Annotated in this window: 18 protein-coding genes and 1 pseudogene; 9 read left to right on the top strand and 10 right to left on the bottom strand. The window is 40.6% G+C overall.

Features of this window, described 5'->3' with window-relative positions:
* Nucleotides 1-75: 75 nt before the first annotated feature.
* The 3 genes and pseudogenes from FTU64_RS11685 (at nt 76) to FTU64_RS11675 (ending at nt 3,415) form a co-directional block, all read left to right on the top strand.
* Nucleotides 76-1,389 carry a D-alanyl-D-alanine carboxypeptidase PBP6B gene (locus tag FTU64_RS11685; protein ID WP_180059774.1) on the top strand — a complete coding sequence of 438 codons (1,314 nt, stop codon included), beginning with the start codon at nt 76-78 and terminating at the stop codon, nt 1,387-1,389.
* A 103-nt stretch (nt 1,390-1,492) separates the two neighbouring features.
* A pseudogene (locus FTU64_RS11680) lies at nt 1,493-2,796 on the top strand (NAD(P)/FAD-dependent oxidoreductase).
* A gap of 136 nt (nt 2,797-2,932) precedes the next feature.
* On the top strand, nt 2,933-3,415 hold the full coding sequence (locus FTU64_RS11675; protein ID WP_078194383.1) for a peptidylprolyl isomerase: 483 nt from the start codon (nt 2,933-2,935) through the stop codon (nt 3,413-3,415).
* A gap of 154 nt (nt 3,416-3,569) precedes the next feature.
* Here the strand turns inward: FTU64_RS11675 and FTU64_RS11670 are convergent, their stop codons facing one another.
* The 6 genes from FTU64_RS11670 to FTU64_RS11645 form a co-directional block, all read right to left on the bottom strand.
* Nucleotides 3,570-4,349, bottom strand: a complete 780-nt coding sequence (locus FTU64_RS11670; RefSeq protein ID WP_078194384.1) for a M48 family metallopeptidase — start codon at nt 4,347-4,349, stop codon at nt 3,570-3,572.
* Between the two features lie 112 nt (nt 4,350-4,461).
* Entirely contained in the window at nt 4,462-4,770 is a 309-nt protein-coding gene (locus FTU64_RS11665; protein WP_180059773.1) for a hypothetical protein, read from the bottom strand.
* Nucleotides 4,771-4,867: 97 nt separating this feature from the next.
* Nucleotides 4,868-5,671, bottom strand: a complete 804-nt coding sequence (locus FTU64_RS11660) for a M48 family metallopeptidase (RefSeq protein WP_180059772.1) — start codon at nt 5,669-5,671, stop codon at nt 4,868-4,870.
* A gap of 560 nt (nt 5,672-6,231) precedes the next feature.
* Nucleotides 6,232-7,551 (bottom strand): adenylosuccinate synthase, encoded by a 1,320-nt coding sequence (locus FTU64_RS11655; RefSeq protein WP_078189071.1) that lies wholly within the window; start codon nt 7,549-7,551, stop codon nt 6,232-6,234.
* A 66-nt stretch (nt 7,552-7,617) separates the two neighbouring features.
* The gene (locus FTU64_RS11650) at nt 7,618-8,784 is read right to left on the bottom strand and encodes an ATP phosphoribosyltransferase regulatory subunit (protein WP_180059771.1); all 1,167 of its coding nucleotides are present in this window, start codon (nt 8,782-8,784) and stop codon (nt 7,618-7,620) included.
* Between the two features lie 321 nt (nt 8,785-9,105).
* Nucleotides 9,106-9,561: an Lrp/AsnC family transcriptional regulator gene (locus FTU64_RS11645; RefSeq protein ID WP_180009416.1), complete on the bottom strand. Its 456-nt coding sequence runs from the start codon at nt 9,559-9,561 to the stop codon at nt 9,106-9,108.
* 142 nt (nt 9,562-9,703) lie between these two features.
* Between FTU64_RS11645 and FTU64_RS11640 the strand changes: the two genes are divergently transcribed.
* Together FTU64_RS11640 and FTU64_RS11635 are read left to right on the top strand one after the other, a co-directional pair.
* Nucleotides 9,704-10,450 (top strand): AzlC family ABC transporter permease, encoded by a 747-nt coding sequence (locus FTU64_RS11640; RefSeq protein WP_180012236.1) that lies wholly within the window; start codon nt 9,704-9,706, stop codon nt 10,448-10,450.
* Entirely contained in the window at nt 10,447-10,746 is a 300-nt protein-coding gene (locus FTU64_RS11635) for an AzlD family protein (protein ID WP_180012238.1), read from the top strand. Before FTU64_RS11640 ends, FTU64_RS11635 begins: the two co-directional genes overlap by 4 nt.
* A gap of 163 nt (nt 10,747-10,909) precedes the next feature.
* On the opposite strand, the gene FTU64_RS11630 is transcribed toward FTU64_RS11635, so the two are convergent.
* Entirely contained in the window at nt 10,910-11,212 is a 303-nt protein-coding gene (locus FTU64_RS11630; RefSeq protein ID WP_180059791.1) for a hypothetical protein, read from the bottom strand.
* Between the two features lie 200 nt (nt 11,213-11,412).
* A complete protein-coding gene (locus FTU64_RS11625; RefSeq protein WP_078189076.1) occupies nt 11,413-12,441 on the bottom strand; it encodes a type I glyceraldehyde-3-phosphate dehydrogenase in 1,029 nt (342 codons plus the stop codon).
* 573 nt (nt 12,442-13,014) lie between these two features.
* Between FTU64_RS11625 and alaS the strand changes: the two genes are divergently transcribed.
* The 3 genes from alaS to csrA all read left to right on the top strand — a co-directional run bounded on the left by alaS (nt 13,015) and on the right by csrA (nt 17,839).
* Nucleotides 13,015-15,708, top strand: a complete 2,694-nt coding sequence (gene alaS, locus FTU64_RS11620; protein ID WP_180059770.1) for an alanine--tRNA ligase — start codon at nt 13,015-13,017, stop codon at nt 15,706-15,708.
* Between the two features lie 346 nt (nt 15,709-16,054).
* Complete coding sequence (locus FTU64_RS11615; RefSeq protein ID WP_078189079.1) at nt 16,055-17,335, top strand: aspartate kinase; 1,281 nt, start codon at nt 16,055-16,057, stop codon at nt 17,333-17,335.
* Nucleotides 17,336-17,584: 249 nt separating this feature from the next.
* Nucleotides 17,585-17,839, top strand: a complete 255-nt coding sequence (gene csrA, locus FTU64_RS11610; RefSeq protein ID WP_078189080.1) for a carbon storage regulator CsrA — start codon at nt 17,585-17,587, stop codon at nt 17,837-17,839.
* A gap of 91 nt (nt 17,840-17,930) precedes the next feature.
* On the opposite strand, the gene rnhB is transcribed toward csrA, so the two are convergent.
* Both rnhB and FTU64_RS11600 read right to left on the bottom strand, forming a co-directional pair.
* The gene (gene rnhB, locus FTU64_RS11605; protein WP_168379347.1) at nt 17,931-18,500 is read right to left on the bottom strand and encodes a ribonuclease HII; all 570 of its coding nucleotides are present in this window, start codon (nt 18,498-18,500) and stop codon (nt 17,931-17,933) included.
* Between the two features lie 93 nt (nt 18,501-18,593).
* Nucleotides 18,594-18,983 (bottom strand): hypothetical protein, encoded by a 390-nt coding sequence (locus tag FTU64_RS11600; protein ID WP_078189082.1) that lies wholly within the window; start codon nt 18,981-18,983, stop codon nt 18,594-18,596.
* A gap of 212 nt (nt 18,984-19,195) precedes the next feature.
* Here FTU64_RS11600 and FTU64_RS11595 point away from each other — a divergent pair, with 212 nt between their 5' ends.
* Nucleotides 19,196-19,756 (top strand): cytochrome b, encoded by a 561-nt coding sequence (locus FTU64_RS11595; protein ID WP_180059769.1) that lies wholly within the window; start codon nt 19,196-19,198, stop codon nt 19,754-19,756.
* Nucleotides 19,757-19,797: the final 41 nt, after the last annotated feature.

Raw genomic sequence — 19,797 nt, 5'->3', positions numbered from 1 at the left:
AGAAAAAAAAAGGCATAGCATGCCTAAAAATTTTTTCGTTTTACCACCAACGGAATGGTTGGTTAAGGAACCTCATTGAAACACGTGATCTACCTCATCGCGCTGCTTAGTTTTCTATGCTCCACGATAGCAAATGCTGCCCTTTTAAATATTGTCCCTGAAACCGTTGAAGCTGAAGCTTGGACCATTTTAGACCCTCAGTCGGGTCAGGTGATTGCAGAACATAATAGCCATGTTCAGCGTGCCCCTGCTTCACTTACCAAAATGATGGTAGCTTATATTGCTCTAAAGGAAATTAAAGCAGGTCAATTAAAGAAAAATGAAATCCTAACCGCAACCCCAGTTGTACAAGTGGTTCAATGGGATGAATCACAAATGTATCTCAAAGCAGGCGAACAAATTTCAGTTGATCAGCTTTTGGCAGGTCTTGTGGTCATGTCTGCCAATGATGCCGCAGTAACCTTAGCTGAACGCATTTCTGGTGATATTCCAAAATTTATTGAACGCATGAACAAAGAAGCCAAAGCTTTGGGCATGAATGACACTAATTTTCAAAATCCAGCCGGCATTACCATGCCAGAACATTACTCTTCGGCGGCTGACCTTGCTCGTTTAGGGCAAGCGCTAGTGACCGAAACACCTGACTATTTATATTATTCAAAACAACAAAGTTTCAGTTATAACCAACGCTTCCACCGTGCAACAAATATCTTATTAAAACAAGATCCTACTGTTGATGGTTTAAAAACAGGTTTCACCAAAGCTGCAGGTTATAACTTAGCTTTAACAGCAAACCGTTTGATCGCAAATCCCGACGCGCCAGAACGTCGTTTGATTGTTGTGGTATTAGGGGCAAAAAGTGGTTTAAAACGTGCAGAAGTAGCACACAGCCTCATGAACTTGGCTTATACCTATACACGTAATGAAGTTGCAATCAAAGATAAGCAATTAATTGCAGAATTACCTGTGATTAAATCAACCTTGAAAATGTTTAAGGTTGAAACTCAACAACCTAAGCTGATTACAACTTCGCTTTATGATCAAGCTTATGCCATCGATTTAAAAGCTTTTGATCCCACACAGCAACGTATTCTTTTAAATACCGGCAATGGTCAAATTCAAGCCATTGAGCCACTTCATGAAACACAGACTAAACTGAGTGTTGAAGTGAATGAAAAAGAACTCACTGCGCCTTTGGCTGAAGTGATGAAATTAGCCACCGTTACGGTTTATCAAAATAACCAGCTGATCAATACCTTTGATATCGAAGATGACGTGCAAATTGAAGAAGCCAATATTTTTGAGCGTTTCATGATGTGGATCAAAGGCCTTTTTAGCATCTTTAATACGGATGCAGCAGAAGTTAAAACCTACCCTTTAGGTCAATGATGTGATTATGTAACTTGTAAGACAATTCGTTATTTGTGCAATAAAGAAGATGGCATACTCGTGCCATCTTCTTTTTTTCAACAATAATAAAATAGGGAATTCAATGAATAACGCTGATGACTCCAAGTTACACCATATTGTCATTGTCGGTGGTGGTGCCGGTGGTTTAGAACTGGTTACGCAACTCGGTGACTTACTCGGGAAAAAAAAAGAAAGCGCGCATTACCCTCGTAGATATGAAACTCACGCATGTCTGGAAACCCCTTTTACATGAAATTGCCGCAGGGACTATGTCGGTTAGTGAAGAAGAAATTAACTACTATGCGCATGCTGCGAAGCATCATTATGAATTTGTGTTGGCTAAGTTTGAAAATGTTCATCCTACTGAAAAAAACCATTCAGCTTAGCAAAGTCCAACAAGGTAAATATGAATCTACTCAAGAACAACTGCAACTGAGTTATGACACCCTTGTTCTTGCTTTAGGCTCAGTTTCCAACGATTTTAATACACCAGGCGTGTATGAACATTGCCACTATTTAGACAGCCTGCAACAAGCTGAAATCTTCCAACAAGATCTCTTACAGTTGTATTTGGATGCGCAAAATAGCAATACAGCACGTGAGTTGAAAATTGCCATTATTGGCGCAGGTGCAACGGGGGTTGAACTTTCAGCAGAATTGGTTGAAGCCAAAAATAATTTTTATAAATATGGTTTAAATAAAATTCATCCTCAAAGCGTACAGATCAATTTGATTGAAGGTGCTGATCGGATTCTGCCTGCACTCCCTGAAAAAATGGCCGAGCATGCACAGCAGCAATTACAACGCATGAAAATTGAGGTCTTAACCTCTAAACGTGTGGAAAAAGTCGATGCTGAACATGTTTATTTTAATGATGGAAGCAAAATTAAAGCCGAACTAAAAGTTTGGGCGGCAGGCATTAAAACACCAGAAGTAATTTCTAAACTTGAAGGCTTTGAAAAAGACCACATGGGGCGTTTAAGTGTATATGCAACACTACAAACTAAGGCACACCCAGATATTTTCGCCTTTGGTGATTGTGCACATTGCCAACCGCGTGCAGATGAGCCTGTCCTCGGCCCACGCGCTCAAGTTGCTAGCCAACAAGCGTCATTTCTCGTGGATTGCTTAAAGGCGCGTATCCGTGGTCAACAACTCCCTATGTTCGTATTTTCAGACAAAGGTTCTTTAGTCTCATTAAGTAAACATAAAGCGGTTGGTGAGCTTTTAGGTCAGGTCAATGTTCAAGGTTTTGTTGCCAAATCAATGTATGTTTCATTGTATCGAATGCATCAAGCTACAATTTACGGCTATGCACATGCAGGACTATTAACGGCTAAAGATTTTGTTACACGAAAAATTGCGCCTAAAATTAAATTGCATTGAAATTTACAGATTTGCCCCGATTAATGAAAAAAGCATCATAAACATTTAAAAATTGCATTTTTTTGATAAATTTAGTCTACAAAAGTGCAATTTCACTTTATGATGTAACCCTTAAAAAATTGAATGGATCAATAACATGACTGCTATTGCAAATAACTCTGTGGTTTCTTTCCACTACACATTGACTAATGCAGAGGGTGAAACTCTCGACCAATCTCAAGGTGAGCCACTAGCATATTTGCACGGCGCTGGTAACATCATTCCAGGTCTTGAAAAAGCACTTTTAGGCAAAACTGTTGGTGAAAAATTCACTGTAACTGTTCCTGCTGCTGAAGGTTATGGCGAATACAACCCTGATCTCGTTCAAGAAGTTCCTGCTCAAATGTTCCAAGGCGTGGACAACATCCAACCTGGTATGCAATTCCAAGCTCAAACTGATGACGGCGTACAAATCGTGACAGTTAAAGCGGTTGAAGGCGACAACGTTGTTGTTGATGCGAACTTTCCACTTGCTGGTCAAGATTTAACTTTCGAAGTTGAAATCGTTGAAATCCGTGAGGCTTCTGCTGAAGAACTTGAACACGGTCACGTACACGGTGCAGGCGGTCACCACCACTAAGATCTTCTGATCTCAAGTGCAAAAGGCAAAGTTTTTACTTTGCCTTTTTTATTGCGCCTGATATAGGTATGCCATATAAGAACTTTTCAAACTATTAAATACAAAAAAGCAGGCCACGGCCTGCTTTTTAAAACGGATAATTAATTCTTATGAATTAACGACGTTGGTTATAAATCTGCTGCGCTGCAGGTAGATTTTTACGCATCGCTTCAATACGTTGTGAGTTTGATGGATGCGTAGACAGGAATGATGAACCTCCCGCACCTTCAAGCTTGTTCATTTTTTCCCAAAGTGTAATCGCCGCTTGTGGGTTATAACCTGCACGTGCCATTAACATTAAACCACCTTGGTCAGCACGGCTTTCCAGAGAACGTGAATACGGTAACCCTATACCGATTTGACTACCTAACTGCGCAGCAGCAGTGCCCAATTGACCGACATTATTGCCTGCGGCACTTAAACCAATATTCAGCGCAAGATCCGTTAAGGCTTGAGCACCCAATTTACTTTTTGCATGTTCTTCAAGAGCATGGACCATTTCATGTCCCATAACCGCCGCAATTTCTGCATCAGTTAAATTCAGTTTATTGACGATACCTGTATAAAATACAACTTTACCGCCTGGAGCGACAAAGGCATTGACTTGGTCTGATTTCATGACTGCCAATTGCCATTGGAACGCTTGACCCGTTTGGTTCATTTGGTCTGCATAAGGACGCAGTTTTTGGAATACAGTATTAATGCGCTTATATGTACTCGAAGAGGTATCGAGCTGATTTTTAGAACGCGCATCTGTCACCATTTTGTTATAACTTTGTGTTGCTTGCGCGTTCAATGTGGCAGTATCCGCTCCTGCCATATCTGCCACTGTCGCACAGCCCGAAATCGTCATTACACCGGCCATACACAGGCTCGTTAGAATTATTTTTTTCATTAAGGATACTCCAGACCATTAAAATATAAGTGAATTTATGGATATTATATTCTTATGGTTTGGAGCTTAAAACGAAGTTATAGCGACTTATAATAGTATTTATGTAATTTTTTTAAGCTGAAAATTGAAGAACCAACCAATAGACTAAACAAACCACATTCAAGCCTAAATAAACTTGCATTAATGGCTTGATTTTTTCTTCTAACTGCACATTTTTTCGCTTAAAAAATAGGACAGCATTTTGTATCAAAACTATAGGTACAAGAATACAGGCAATAATCACCGACAATCCAATCAGGGCTTGATAAATCAATTGTGGATCTTGAGTTTGAGCACGAATGATCATCATGGCAATAGTGGGTGCTCCCCCCATCGCAAATAATAAAGAATAAAAAATGGTCGTCGAAATATTCTTTTGCATCCTGCACTTCTCTTCCTAATTCAAATTGCATTTTAGCAACTCACCACAAAGTGTATAGCGTACTAAAATGCAACTTTAGTCTTGAAAACCTCAGATATTAACGACGTACACTCGAAGGTGTCGCATTTTTATAAAATTGCTGCGCTTCTGGCATCATTTTTTGCATGGCAGCAATACGATCATTATTGCTTGGGTGTGTAGACATAAATTTGCTCAGTGCATCATTGCCACTGTTGTCATTCGCATTCATTTTTTTCCACAAAGAGATCGCTGCTTCTGGGTTATATCCAGCTTTTGCCATCATCACTAGGCCACCTTTATCCGCGCGACTTTCCAAATTACGTGAATACGGTAAGCCCACACCGAACTGACTCCCCAAGTCAAGCAAGGTTGCACCATAGCCACCTGCTGCATTACCTACGTATTGTGAACCTATACTCACTGCAAGATTAGTCAGTGCAGAAGCACCAATTTTATTTTTTGCATGTTCCTCTAAGGCATGCACCATTTCGTGGCCCATGATTGCCGCGACTTCATCATCCGTGAGTTTGAGTGTTTCGACGATTCCTGTATAGAAAACAACTTTGCCACCGGGTGCGACATAGGCGTTAATTTCTTTAGATTTAATAACGGCCACTTTCCAATCAAATGCCTGCCCTGTCTGGTTCATTTGATCTGCAAATGGTTTCATTTTCCAGAAAACACGGTTTACTTTTTGATAAGTCGCAGACTTGGTATCGAGCACTTGTTTGGTCTGTGCGTCTTTCAGCATTGCGTTATAAGACTGAGTTGCCTGTAAGTTCAATGATGCAGAATCGGCACCTGCAAGATCAGCAATCGTGGTACAACCTGATAAAGAAGCTGCTACGGCAAAGCATGCCAAAGATTTTTTATAATTCATCATGATCTCTAGTTATTTATAAAGAGTGTCAAATATATACAAAAAATTGACTGACTCAATATTTTTATGCTTATTTTTTTCAAAATCTTTATTTTTCCATTATTTAAATTTAATATCTGATGTTACCCCGTAAAAATAATTTCACATTTTTTAAATACTTTTAAGTATACGACGGAGTCTTACATCTAGGGCTTAAATAAAGGGATTAACCTTCGGCTGGAGGTACCTCTTACGAAACGTTGTTTCTCATTTGGCAAAATGAGAAGCGTGCTTCGCAAGGAAACCATCTTGCGGTGCAATGCACCTCACCGACAAAACTCGTTCACTAGTGTCAAATTATTCACAGTATTGCAATAACATTTTTAATTAAAAGTTGTCCTGTCTCAAACACTTGCGGATGACCTTACCGCGTATCATTCTTTTATTTGAATCAAATGGCACTTCGGATGTTACTGCGTTTATCAGTTAATAATACCTGTCGGTTTTTGAATTTTTATTCTTCGCCCTATAAAAAAAGCCCCGCTTTCGCGAGGCTTTTGACATCTTAATTCAACAGCACATTATGCGTCGAATGGATGACGTAATACGATTGTTTCATCACGGTCTGGACCTGTTGAAATGATGTCGATTGGACATTCAATCAATTGCTCTAAACGTTTCACATAGTTAATTGCATTTTGTGGCAATTGATCTAGTGATTTCGCACCGAAAGTAGACTCAGACCAACCTGGCATAGTTTCGTAGATCGGTTTTAAAGTTTCAAATGCAAGCGCATCAGAAGAACCTACACAACCAGAATCAGCTGCTTCGTAACCTACACAGATTTTCACTTCTTCTAAACCATCTAGAACGTCTAGTTTAGTTAAGCAAATACCAGAAAGTGAGTTTACTTCTACTGAGCGACGTAGAATTTCAGCATCGAACCAGCCACAACGACGTTGACGGCCAGTAGACGCACCAAACTCAGAACCGACAGTACCCAAGTGTTTACCGATTGCATCACCAACATCGTTAGCAGCATCATAAACAAGTTCAGTTGGGAACGGACCAGCACCTACACGAGTTGTGTACGCTTTAGTAATACCCAATACATAGTCAAGGTGTAATGGACCAAGACCTGAACCTGAGCTTACGCCACCAGCAGTTGTATTTGAAGATGTAACATACGGATATGTACCGTGGTCAACGTCAAGAAGTGAACCTTGCGCGCCTTCAAACATGATTTTCTTACCTGCTTTACGGTAAGCATGAAGTTCACCAGTCACGTCCATCACCATAGGTTCGATGACTTTACGCCATTCGTCACATAGAGCGATCACATCTTCAACTTTAACGGCTTCAACACCGAAGAATTGAGTCAATTGGAAGTTATGGTATTCAAGAAGCTCTTCAAGTTGAGCTTTAAGATGAGCACCACCACGAACCAAGTCAGCAACACGGATTGCACGACGAGCCACTTTGTCTTCGTATGCAGGACCGATACCACGACCTGTAGTACCAATTTTCGCATTGCCACGTTTTTTCTCACGTGCTTGGTCAAGTGCGATATGGTGTGGAAGGATCAACGGACAGTTTGGAGAAATACGTAGACGTTCACGTACAGGCACGCCTTCTTTTTCTAAAACTTCCATTTCATGGATTAAAGCTTCAGGTGATAAAACAACACCATTACCAATTAAGCACAATACGTTGTCACGTAAAATACCAGATGGAATGAGGTGTAATACAGTTTTCTTACCACCAACCACAAGTGTATGACCTGCGTTGTGTCCGCCTTGATAGCGAACTACCGCAGCCGCTTGATCTGTGAGCAGGTCGACGATCTTACCTTTACCTTCGTCGCCCCATTGGGTACCAAGTACCACAACATTCTTGCCCATAATAGCCTCATTGCATCATGCTGTTAAAATTGGAAAAAACGTGTGTGCCCGCAGGCACATCCGCGATTAAATTTGTTTGATTGTCCACTCGCCATTTGCATTCACCAACTGGTGCGTTGCATATGGTGCAGAGCTTAAATCATCATTACCTAACAATTGAACCACACTGAACCCTTCGGTACGTGCTGCCTCAATTGCCTTTAATAAATCTGCTTCGATGCCTTTTGGTGCAACCAAAAATTGGCTTTTCTGAACTTGACCTGCAGTTAATGCATATAAGTCACAAGAGAAACCTGTTGCTGGGCGCGCACGGCCGAAGTGTTCACCAATACCGTCATAACGGCCGCCTTGAGCCAATGGCGCAGCGCGGTTTGGCGCATATACGGCATACATTAAACCAGTGTGATAGTGATATGAACGAAGTTCAACCACATCGATACCAATGTGTAGATCAGGCCAACGGGCTTGGATTGCCGCTTGAGTCGATTTCACTGCATCAAAAGCCAGTTTAAATGCTTCATTTGCCAATACATCAGCCGTTAAATTGGCTTGCAATGCATCTAAGTCACTTGCAAAACGACCTAATGTATAGAAGTCAGCACCATTTGGAATGCTTTGTGTGAATTCAGCAAGTTCAGGTAGCGCTTTACGTTGATACAAGTCAGATAACTGACGTTCAACCGCTTTGCTCAAGCCAGCTTGTTTTACCATGCTGCGGAATAAACCGACATGCCCTAAATCAAGATGGATACCATCTGCATGACCTGCTTTAGCAAGCAAGTTGATCATGACATCAATCAGTTCAACGTCAGCATCAATGCTGTCTGAACCAAATAATTCTGCACCTAACTGTAAAGGTGCACGTGTGGTATTAAAACCCTGTGGTTTAGTATGTAGTACTGTACCAGCGTAGCAATAACGAACTACACCTTCGACAGGATGTACATGCGCATCAATACGAGCCACTTGTGGTGTCATATCGGCACGCACACCAAGCAAACGACCTGAAAGTTGATCGATCACTTTAAAAGTGGCTAAGTCTAAATCTTGATTCGATTCTGAAAGAGAAGATAGAGATTCGATGTATTCAATGAATGGCGTGTACACCAACTGATAACCTCGAGATGCGAGGAAATCTAATGCTTCACGACGCAAAGATTCAATCACTTGCGCCTGTTCTGGCAGTACATCAGCTACACCATCAGGTAATAACCATGTCTCTGAAATGGGCATGTTGTAAACCTAAATTCTTGTCAGCGCGGAACAAATCCGCATAAAAAAATCGGGAGCACACCCGATTTCTCCTAGTTTAGCACGATAGTTTTACGCTTGCACACGACTTTTTCATAAAAGATGCTTCAGCATTCATTACTTCATCTACAGCTTTAACTTTTACAACTAAATCCATGTTTATGCTTATATTTTAAAATTCTGTGAACGTTATTTTTTTAACCATTTGATAAAAAATAATAAGCGTCCTACTTTCTATAGATGAAGTTTTAAACAAAGTTATAAATATGATCAGGCTCAACAACTTAATTTAAGACTCGAACATCAATCCAAAGGAAGCGCTGTGGTTAGTTTAACAGCCTGTAACGGTATCTCTGTTTTTACATTTTGCACACTGGCGATCTGCGTTAAATGATGAATCTGAAACTTTCGATAGGCTTCTAAATCTGCCACGACGATACGTAAGAAAAAGTCACAATCTCCTGCCATGAGTTGACATTCAATCACCTCAGGCATCGTTTGAATCGCTGCGACAAAATCATTCACGGTTTTTGCATCTTGACCTTTTAGCCAAATCCGCGCAAATACCGTTAAACTTAAATTCAATTTTGACTGATTCAGTAAAGCCACATATTTCTCAATATAGCCTTCATCTTCTAGTTGCTTAACCCGTCTCAAACACGGCGAAGGTGATAAACCAACTAGTTGGGCCAATTCATTATTTTGTAGTTTTCCATTTTGCTGTAATGCTTGCAAAATGCGTTTATCTATCTGATCCATCAATAAAGGCACTAAATTTCACAATAATCTTTATTTTAGCAATTTCATTGCACAATAAAAGCAATCTTCCATAAAATAGCTGCCAAATGCTGCTCAGATATCCATAAAATATTGCTTTCGATCTCGCTTCATGGAAAACGTCATGTTGATGTTTAGACAAAGTACACTCAATCACACCCACTCACAGCATTCTATTGAGTTTAAACGAGGTCTAAAAACATCTATTCCAATGCTGCTAGGCATTATTCCTTTTGCATTAGTTTTGGGTGCTCAGGCAACACATAAAGGCTTTTCTAGTTTAGAAGTACCGCTTTTGACTGGTCTTAACTTTGCAGGTGGTTCTGAATTTGCCATTTTGGAAGTTTGGACCAATCCTCCTAATATTCTCATGCTGATGTTTATTACGTTTTTAGTGAATAGTCGGCACCTATTAATGGGGGCTAGCCTTGTCCCGTATTTACGACATCTACCGAATCGTAAGGTTTATACCGCTTTATTTTTTATGTGCGATGAAAGTTGGGCTGTGGGTTTGGCTGATGCGCAAAAAAAATCTAATGTTTTGGGAATTCAGCGCGCCTTTAGTTTGATGTTCTATGCAGGCTTATGCTGTGCTCTATATTTGATGTGGGTTGGCTTTACCACGCTAGGGGCAATGATCGGGCCGATACTTGGCGATATTAGTCGACTTGGTTTTGATATGGCCTTCCCTGCTGTATTTCTTGTTTTACTGCGTGGCATGTGGAAAGGCTTTAAAGCGGCGCGTCCATGGCTGGTCAGTTTGATTGCCGCATCTTTGGCTTATTTGTATCTCCCTGCGGGCTGGTATGTTCCGATTGGCGCAGTTACTGGCATTGCTTCTGCATTTTTCCTAATTGGAGATGATGCATGATCCACACTAGCACCCTGATCGCGATTCTATTTATAGCCTTAACCACTTACCTGACCCGTATCTTGGGTTATGTGTTACTGAAAAACCGTAGCCTCACCAACAAACAACGTCAAATTATGGAAGTTGTTCCCGGTTGTGTGTTGATCTCAGTGATCGCACCTTATTTTGTTAAAGATAATCCTGCTGATCTGATCGCGATGGCTATTACCCTATTTGCAGCATCACGTTTTTCGTTATTGCCTACCGTTGTGATTAGCATGCTTTCAGCAGCAGTATTAAGACAAATTTTGATTTAACTAAGTAATACGCGATCATGTTTTGAATAACGAAAGAACTACGATTTAAACCCAATGATGATGAATAGTAGGAATCATCTTATTGGATAAAAAATACCCATACCTTGAGATCACATGCTTCATGCAGATATCGAGGTGTGGGCAGTCTTTTGTATTTTTTTGATTAGCTTTGGTCTGTCTTGATCACTTTTGCCAAAAGGTTCACCAACTCTGCATTTTGCAATTCAACTTGCTGTAATTTGTGAGTGGTCTGATCTAAAACTTCTTGCTGGATATGCATTTTCTTTGCAAGGTCTTGCATAATTTCCAAGGTCTTTTTCAAGTTCGCTTCTAGAAGCACCACTTTTTCCTCGAGTGGCAAGGTTTCATGCGCGGTAGATTGCGATACGTCACGATTAAACTGTAGCCAAATTAAAAAAATAACCGCCAGCGCCAATAATAAAATAAATCCCCAAAGTAACATCAACATCATGCTCAATACTCTTTATATATTTCTTTGACTTTCATCTTAAACAATAAATCGGCTGTGCTTGAATATTTTTTAAAGTTTTTCAATATTTTCGAGATACATCAACGTCATTACGCATGATTTTTCATCTAATTTTAGAAAATAAAAAAACACCTACAAGCTAGTAGATGTTTTCTATATTGGATAAGTTTGAATTTTTATAAAGAGTGAAAACTTTCACATAAATCGAGCAAGCGGTTCGCATAGCCCCATTCATTGTCATACCATGCGAAAACTTTTGCTTGCTTTCCTACCACCATGGTTTGATTCAAATCGACAATCAATGAATAAGGTGAATGATTAAAATCACTTGAGACCAAGGGCTCATCGGTTACTGACATAATTTCATGATAATCAAAACGTGCAGCTTTGCTTAACACTGCATTTAACTCATGCTTGGTGATAACTGATTGAGACACAAAACTTAAATCGATTGCAGCAACATTGATAGTCGGCACACGAATCGAATAGCCATCGATTCGATCTTCCATTTTCGGCATGACCCGTTTCAACGCACCCAGAGCTGAAGAGGTCGTTGGAATAATATTTTGACCTGAAGCTCGCGCACGACGTAAGTCACGATGTGCATGATCCAATACAGACTGATCCGCAGTCACAGCATGAATTTCTGTCATGAGTGCTGTGTCTATACCAAAGGCATCATCAATAATTTTGACTAAAGGCACCAAAGCCTGCGTGGTACACGACACACTCGAAATAATTTGATCCGTCGCTTTGACTTCATGATGATTAACACCATACACAATCGCAGCATCAACACTGTCAAACGGCGCCGCACCAATTATCACACGTTTGGCACCTGCACCAATATGCTGTGTGGCTGCCTCTCTTGATCGAAATAAACCTGTGCATTCGAGTACCACATCGACATTCAGTCGTTGCCACGGCAAAAGACTCGGCTGTGGCTCATTCAACACTTGCACTTTGAGATGTGCTTGGGCACAAGAGATGTCTAGAAAAATAGCGCCATCTTGTTCAAGAATTTCGACTTGGCCTGCAAAACGACCATGCGTGGTGTCGTATTTAAACAAATGCACCATGGTTTCCACATCAGCGACATCATTTATGGCAACAATTTCATAATGAAATTCTTTTGGATTTTCAAACCATGCGCGTAATACATTGCGTCCGATTCGACCAAATCCATTAATTGCCACTCGCTGCATGACCAATCCTTCGTTTTGAAACAAAAATAAAGCATCTATATGTTAATGGATTTCAACATGAAAACGTTATCATTTATTCGTTTAATGCTTATTGGGCTATATTTTTATAAAGCGTTAGCGCCTGTTTAGATCTAAATATTAGCTTCACTGAAAATGTACAGCACCAAGATCAAGTCCAAACACTATGATTAAATTGGATGTAAACATGCACTTTCCCCAATGAACTGAAAAATATAAATGCAAAGCACCTTCACGTAGAGCATTTATCAACGTGCTGAATTTGAACATTGAAAACTTTCCAAGACATATAAATAAAACGCCGAAAACAGTGCTCACTAGATTAATCAATAAATACTTTCAGCGTTCCAAAGGTTTAAAAATCTAAAAATATAGGTGCTAAATTTAAAACATATAAAAAGTCATAGAGATAGCCGAAAATCATTGGTCACTACACCTTTTTCCGTTATAATTTAGCGTTTTTAAATTTTATGTCAGCATCTCAAGCCAGCTTTAAAATTTTGTAAGACTTGCTTGATATGCTATTACCAAATCGAAATTAGGAGAGACTTGGTTGTGAGTACTCGTTTTATGACATCAGCTGAAATTCGCGAAGCTTTTTTAAGCTACTTTGAATCGCAAGGGCATACACGTGTCGCGTCGAGTTCTCTGGTACCTGCCAACGACCCAACACTATTGTTCACAAATGCTGGTATGAACCAGTTTAAAGACTGCTTCCTTGGTCTTGAAAAACGTGACTACGTTCGTGCAACTTCTTCACAAAAATGTGTCCGTGCCGGTGGTAAACACAACGACTTAGACAACGTTGGCTATACTGCGCGTCACCACACATTCTTTGAAATGTTGGGTAACTTCTCATTTGGTGACTACTTCAAACGTGATGCCATCACATTTGCTTGGGATTTCTTAACCAACAAAAAATGGTTAGGTCTGCCAAAAGATAAACTTTATGCCACTGTTTACCATACAGATGACGAAGCATTTGATATCTGGAACAAAGAAATTGGTTTAGACGCTTCACGCATTATCCGTATTGGTGACAACAAAGGCGAAAAATACGCTTCAGATAACTTCTGGGCAATGGGCGATACAGGTCCTTGCGGTCCATGTTCTGAAATCTTCTTTGACCATGGTGACCACATTTGGGGCGGCTTACCGGGCACTCCTGAAGAAGATGGCGATCGTTTCATCGAAATTTGGAACAACGTATTCATGCAGTTCAACCGTACTGCTGATGGTGTTCTGCATGAACTTCCAGCACCTTCTGTAGATACAGGTATGGGCCTTGAGCGTATTTCTGCAGTTTTACAGCATGTAAACTCAAACTACGAAATTGACCTCTTCCAAAACCTACTTAAAGCTGCTGCTGAAATCATTGGTTTAGATACCACTGAACTTGAAGCAAAAGCACAAGCAGAAAACAAACCAGTTGAATACCCTGCTTCACTTAAAGTTGTGGCTGACCATGCACGTTCTTGCTGCTTCTTGATTGCAGACGGTGTTAACCCGTCTAACGAAGGCCGTGGCTATGTACTTCGCCGTATTATCCGTCGTGCAGTACGTCATGGTAACAAATTGGGTGCAACAGGTTCATTCTTCCATAAAATGTTGCAGCCGCTGATCGACGTGATGGGCGCTGCTTATCCTGAGCTTGCTGCACAGCAAGCACGTATCGAAGCACAACTTTTGAAAGAAGAAGAACAATTCGCAAAAACTTTAGAGCAAGGTTTGAAATTGCTTGAAGGCGAATTGGCTCAACTTAAAGGTTCAGTGATTCCAGGCGAAACTGTATTTAAACTTTACGATACTTACGGCTTCCCGACTGACTTAACAGCAGACATTGCACGTGAACGTGATTTAACCATTGACGAAGCTAGTTTCGAAGTCGAAATGGCGGCTCAACGTCAACGTGCACGTGATGCTGGTAAATTTGCTGTCGACTACAACTCAATTGTGAAAGTTGAAGGCGAGACTCAATTTGACGGCTATGACGCAACTCAAGGCCAAGGTCAAATTGTTGCAATCTACAAAGACGGCGAACAAGTTGATGAAGTTTTTGAGGGCGATGAAGCACTAATCGTTCTAAACCAAACTCCGTTCTATGCAGAAAGTGGCGGTCAAGTTGGCGATACAGGTATCTTCAAAAACGAAACTGGTATTTTTGAAGTTCAAGACACCAAAAAATCAGGCGGCGCATTTGTACACCAAGGCATCGTGACCATGGGTAACTTAAAAGCGGCTCAAGCGGTTGAAGCGATTGTTAAAGCAGATATCCGTGCAGCAACATCGCGCAACCACTCTGCGACTCACCTGTTGCATGCAGCGCTGCGCCAAGTTTTGGGTACGCACGTACAGCAAAAAGGCTCATTGGTTGCCAGCGAACTTTTACGTTTTGACTTTGCCAATGATCAGCCTGTTTCATTTGAACAGCTTCAAGAAATTGAACGCATTGTCAATGCCGAAGTGATTGCCAACACTGCTGTTTCAACTGAACTTTTAGACATCGATGCGGCCAAAGAAAAAGGCGCAATGATGTTGTTCGGTGAGAAATACGGTGACGAAGTACGTGTATTGTCTATGGGTACAACCAAAGATGAGAAAAATTTCTCTATCGAGCTTTGTGGTGGTATTCACGTAAAACGCACAGGCGACATCGGCCTATTCAAGATCACTTCTGAAGGTGGTGTTGCAGCAGGCGTACGTCGTATTGAAGCCGTTACTGGTACTAAGGCAGTTGAAGCTGCGCAAAAAGCTGATCGTGACATTCATGCAATTAATGACTTGCTGAAAGCGCAAAAAGATCAAACTTTAGAAAAAGTTGAAGCTTTATCTCACACAGCATCTAGCTTGCAAAAGCAAATTGAACAATTAAACCAAAAACTAGCGAGCTTCCAAGCCGCTGAGTTATTGAGTCAAGTTCAAGAGATTGCTGGCCGCAAAACATTAATCACCACGGTTCAAGGTGTAGATGCGAAATCACTTCGCAACTTGCACGACGGTGTGAAATCTAAGTTAGACAATGCTGTGATCGTGATCGCAGCGGTTGATGCCGACAAAGTGAGCCTCATTGCTTCGGTTGCTAAAGAATACACTGCTGCTGTAAAAGCAGGTGACATCATCAAACACCTTGGTCAAGAACTTGGCGGTAAAGGTGGTGGTAAACCTGATATGGCTCAAGGTGGTGCGCCTTATAGCGACAAACTTGAAGCGGTAATGACTGACCTCGTTGCATGGTTAGCTGCAAAATAAGACCAAAAGTCCTATAGCTCAAAGTGACTCACCTCCTTTGAGCAAATCAACAGGTTTAAGCAGTGTGTTTTTTAATGCTGGATCCTGCTTAAACACTGTTGATGCGTGAAAGCGCAAACTCAATCATCATGTTGAAACCAATATTCAACCTCTGGCTAAATGATGAAAATGGAGTCTAAAAGGCTGGGTTCATGTGAATCCCCTGCAGACACAAAGTATCTATTTGAACTCCTCCTACCTTGGAGTTCATAAGCTACGTGGTATATTAAAATCGCGCCGAAGTGCGGTCTTAAAATATGTGTAAGTGCTTTAAGTCTTTAGACTTATTTACTTGGTAAGGATAGTTATGGCATTAATCGTTCAAAAATATGGCGGTACCTCAATGGGTACTCCAGAGCGCATTTTAAATGTTGCTCGTCGTGTAAAGCGTTGGCATGATCACGGTCACAAAGTTGTGGTTGTTGTATCTGCAATGAGTGGCGAAACCAATCGTCTACTTGCTTTAGCGAAAGCCATTACCGAAACACCTGATCCACGCGAATTAGACCAAATGGTGTCTACGGGTGAACAGGTAACGATTTCTATGTTAGCAATGGCACTTAACTCTATTGGTGTTGAAGCTAAATCACTTACAGGTCGTCAAGTTGGTATTAAAACCGACAGCGCATTTACCAAGGCGCGTATTGAAGCGATTGATACAGATGTATTGACTTCAAACCTTGACGCTGGACGTGTCATTGTTGTGGCAGGTTTCCAAGGCTTTGATGCTGAAGGTAACACAACGACTCTAGGTCGTGGTGGTTCTGACACTTCAGGTGTTGCATTGGCTGCTGCACTTAAAGCTGACGAATGTCAGATTTACACAGACGTTGATGGTGTTTACACCACTGACCCTCGTGTCGCTCCAAAAGCGAAAAAAGTTGATCGTATTTCTTTTGAAGAAATGCTTGAAATGGCATCACTTGGTTCTAAAGTCCTTCAAATTCGCTCTGTAGAATTTGCCGGTAAATACCAAGTGCCTTTACGCGTATTATCAAGTTTTGATAATGACGATGATGGCGCATTCGACGAAAACTTTAAACAAAACGTCGGGACACTAATCACCACTGAAGCGGAAGACAACATGGAACAACCAATCATCTCAGGTATCGCGTTCAACCGTGATGAAGCTAAATTAACTATTCTTGGTGTACCGGATAAACCAGGTATCGCTTCAAACATCCTTTCACCAATTGGTGATGCCAATGTTGAAGTGGATATGATTATCCAAAACGTGGAAGAAGACGGTACAACTGATTTCACTTTTACAGTTAACCGTGGTGAATTACCAAAAGCGAAAGCTATTCTTGAAGCGACTGCACAAGAAATTGGTGCACGTGAAGTTGCAACTCGCGCAGACATCGTTAAAGTATCGATTGTTGGTGTTGGTATGCGTTCACACGCTGGTGTAGCAAGCAAAATGTTTACTGCTCTTGCAAAAGAAGGCATTAACATTTTGATGATCTCGACTTCTGAAATCAAAATTTCAGTGATTATCGATGAGAAATACTTAGAGCTTGCTGTACGTGCTCTACACACTGCATTCGGTCTAGATCGTGAAACAGGTGAATCAAGCGCGCGTGCTTAATTAACCTTGCTGTGTGTCAAAATTTGTCATTGTTAGACAGATTTTGAAAAACATCGTAAAAATTCAGAGCCACTATAGTTTTTTTTATAGTGGCTCTGTTATATTAAACCTGAGGATTTTAAAATTTACTCAGTTTGCGACTGTCACAATGATTGTTTCAGATGCACTGCTAAATTTTTTTGCTTTTACAAGTTATGAATTTTACATAACAGATCATTTGCAGGTTTTGCATTTTGCAAGGAGAGAAACATGCTGATTCTGACTCGTCGTGTCGGAGAAACATTAATGATTGGAGACCAAGTTAGCGTGACTGTACTTGGTGTTAAAGGTAATCAGGTTCGTATTGGCGTGAATGCTCCAAAAGAAGTATCTGTTCATCGTGAAGAAATTTACCAACGAATTCAACATGAACGCGCAATGCACGAACATCTCCAAAACATTGATCAAGAATATCAGCCATCTTTTGAAGAAACTGATTATTCACAAAACAACTATAATCGCTAAGATTTAAGTTGTTAAATGATAAAGCGGCTCATTAGGCCGCTTTAAATTTATCTAGAACATGCGTTTACTATATAAGTTCAACTGAGCTTAATTACTGCCCTTCTAGAACTTTACGTACGGGGCCAAAACTGCGGCGATGTTCATCAATCACCCCATACTGTGCAATCGCTTCGAAGTGCGCTTTGGTTGGATAGCCCTTGTGTTTCGCAAAACCATACTGTGGATATTTTGCATCCAGTTCAACCATTTCGTGGTCTCGAGTCACTTTTGCCAAAATACTCGCAGCCGAAATCTCTGGATGAATCGCATCACCGCCCACGATTGCATCACAGCTCATTGCTAAACCGGTTGGGACTTTATTACCATCGACCAACACGTGTTCTGGCTGTACATTGAGTTTTTCCACTGCACGACGCATTGCAAGTAATGATGCTTGCAAAATATTGATCTCATCAATTTCTTGTGCAGAACTTTCAGCAATCGCCCAAGCCAAGGCTTTTTCTTGAATCTCAATAAATAACTTTTCACGTTTTTTTTCAGTGAGTTTTTTAGAATCGTTTAAACCTTCAATCGGGTTATTTGGATCTAAAATGACAGCTGCCGCAACAACCGAACCCACCAATGGACCGCGACCCGCTTCATCTGCACCAGCAATTTTCATATATCTCTCACTCAAAATAAAATACGACCCTTAATTTGGATTTACTGATACTCAGCAAAACCACTGTTTGGGTCGTATAAAATGTTCTAAATCTTAGTTTTTAAATGTTTCGATCACGCAAGCATTTAAAGTATTTGTCACGATTTTAGCCGCAAGATTAGCTTGTGAAGTTTTATCCATTGCTGCTACAACCAAATCCGTTGCAGTCACGCTAGTTGTCGCTTTCTCGCCTACACATGAACACACTTCAGTTTGTAGTTCAGATTTTTGAGTTTCTGTTAATAGTTTTGAACCTGTTTTCCAGTAGCTGTTGTTATTTAGCTCAGTCACGCATTTTGCTTGAACACCTACTTTAACAGCCATCATTGCCAAGCTGTTTGCTGAAGTTGTACCTGTAGATGTACTTGTACCTGTTGTACCAGTCGCAGCACATGCAGAAAGTACAAGCGCTAATGGCGCTAGAACAGCAACTAATTTTTTCACGAATATTTCCTTTGTTCTGTTAATTAACGCGCATATTGTGCCCCAAATCACACACCATCTGATATGACTATTTAAAATAAATTCGGTAGTTGTGTAGTTAATCATCAAAGCCTGTGTTGCATATTCACAACACAGTGTCCCGATTTTAAACGACGCATATTTTTGTGGTCTGTATTAGAATCTGCATAAGATTAGACGCTTAAATAATCAACATGAGCAATAACACACAATACTACACTCGAACAGCTCAGGTCTTACATTGGCTGATGGCGATCATATTCATCGTGGCATGGTTAATTGGCTTTTATAGTGGTAATTTTCTGAGTTATGACGTCGATGGCAGCTTTAAAGGGCAAGTCATTACCCTCCATAAAAATATTGCGACTACGATTATTTTTTTGGTGGTGATACGAATCTTTTGGCGCTATACCCACCCCGCTCCAGATTTACCTGACAACATGTCCTCCGGCATGAAAACCTTGGCACATTTGGGTCATTTAGCACTGTATTTTGTACTACTGGCTTTGCCGATCACAGGTTGCTTATTCAGTTGGAGTGCAGGTCACCCTGCTCCCGTATTGTATTTTTTTGAAATACCACGCTTGGTACAAGATAATTCTGAATTATTAGCCATCGTGAAACCATTACATATTTGGATTTCTTGGGCAGCAGGCTTTCTCTTAGTGGGTCATATTTTGGCAGCGCTGAAACATCATTTTATAGATAAAGACCATGTGCTCAAAAGCATGACACAACAACCAAAACTTAAATAGAGACAAAATAAAAGCCACATCATGTGGCTTTTATTTTAAGC

Origin of the sequence: Acinetobacter sp. YH12128 (genome assembly GCF_013418655.1) — a bacterium.
GTDB classification, from domain to species: domain Bacteria; phylum Pseudomonadota; class Gammaproteobacteria; order Pseudomonadales; family Moraxellaceae; genus Acinetobacter; species Acinetobacter amyesii.
Note: the sequence above shows the minus strand (reverse complement) of the source record. Positions and strands in the feature narration are given on the sequence as shown.

What these genes read in the sequence shown, in the direction of transcription:
- FTU64_RS11665 (WP_180059773.1), bottom strand. Translation starts at nt 4,770, where the DNA reads ATGCAAAAGAATATTTCGACGACCATTTTTTATTCTTTATTATTTGCG.
- FTU64_RS11670 (WP_078194384.1), bottom strand. Translation starts at nt 4,349, where the DNA reads ATGAAAAAAATAATTCTAACGAGCCTGTGTATGGCCGGTGTAATGACG.
- FTU64_RS11615 (WP_078189079.1), top strand. Translation starts at nt 16,055, where the DNA reads ATGGCATTAATCGTTCAAAAATATGGCGGTACCTCAATGGGTACTCCA.
- FTU64_RS11655 (WP_078189071.1), bottom strand. Translation starts at nt 7,551, where the DNA reads ATGGGCAAGAATGTTGTGGTACTTGGTACCCAATGGGGCGACGAAGGT.
- FTU64_RS11625 (WP_078189076.1), bottom strand. Translation starts at nt 12,441, where the DNA reads ATGCAGCGAGTGGCAATTAATGGATTTGGTCGAATCGGACGCAATGTA.
- FTU64_RS11645 (WP_180009416.1), bottom strand. Translation starts at nt 9,561, where the DNA reads ATGGATCAGATAGATAAACGCATTTTGCAAGCATTACAGCAAAATGGA.
- FTU64_RS11660 (WP_180059772.1), bottom strand. Translation starts at nt 5,671, where the DNA reads ATGAATTATAAAAAATCTTTGGCATGCTTTGCCGTAGCAGCTTCTTTA.
- FTU64_RS11650 (WP_180059771.1), bottom strand. Translation starts at nt 8,784, where the DNA reads ATGCCCATTTCAGAGACATGGTTATTACCTGATGGTGTAGCTGATGTA.
- FTU64_RS11595 (WP_180059769.1), top strand. Translation starts at nt 19,196, where the DNA reads ATGAGCAATAACACACAATACTACACTCGAACAGCTCAGGTCTTACAT.
- rnhB (WP_168379347.1), bottom strand. Translation starts at nt 18,500, where the DNA reads ATGAAAATTGCTGGTGCAGATGAAGCGGGTCGCGGTCCATTGGTGGGT.
- FTU64_RS11635 (WP_180012238.1), top strand. Translation starts at nt 10,447, where the DNA reads ATGATCCACACTAGCACCCTGATCGCGATTCTATTTATAGCCTTAACC.
- FTU64_RS11640 (WP_180012236.1), top strand. Translation starts at nt 9,704, where the DNA reads ATGTTGATGTTTAGACAAAGTACACTCAATCACACCCACTCACAGCAT.
- csrA (WP_078189080.1), top strand. Translation starts at nt 17,585, where the DNA reads ATGCTGATTCTGACTCGTCGTGTCGGAGAAACATTAATGATTGGAGAC.
- FTU64_RS11675 (WP_078194383.1), top strand. Translation starts at nt 2,933, where the DNA reads ATGACTGCTATTGCAAATAACTCTGTGGTTTCTTTCCACTACACATTG.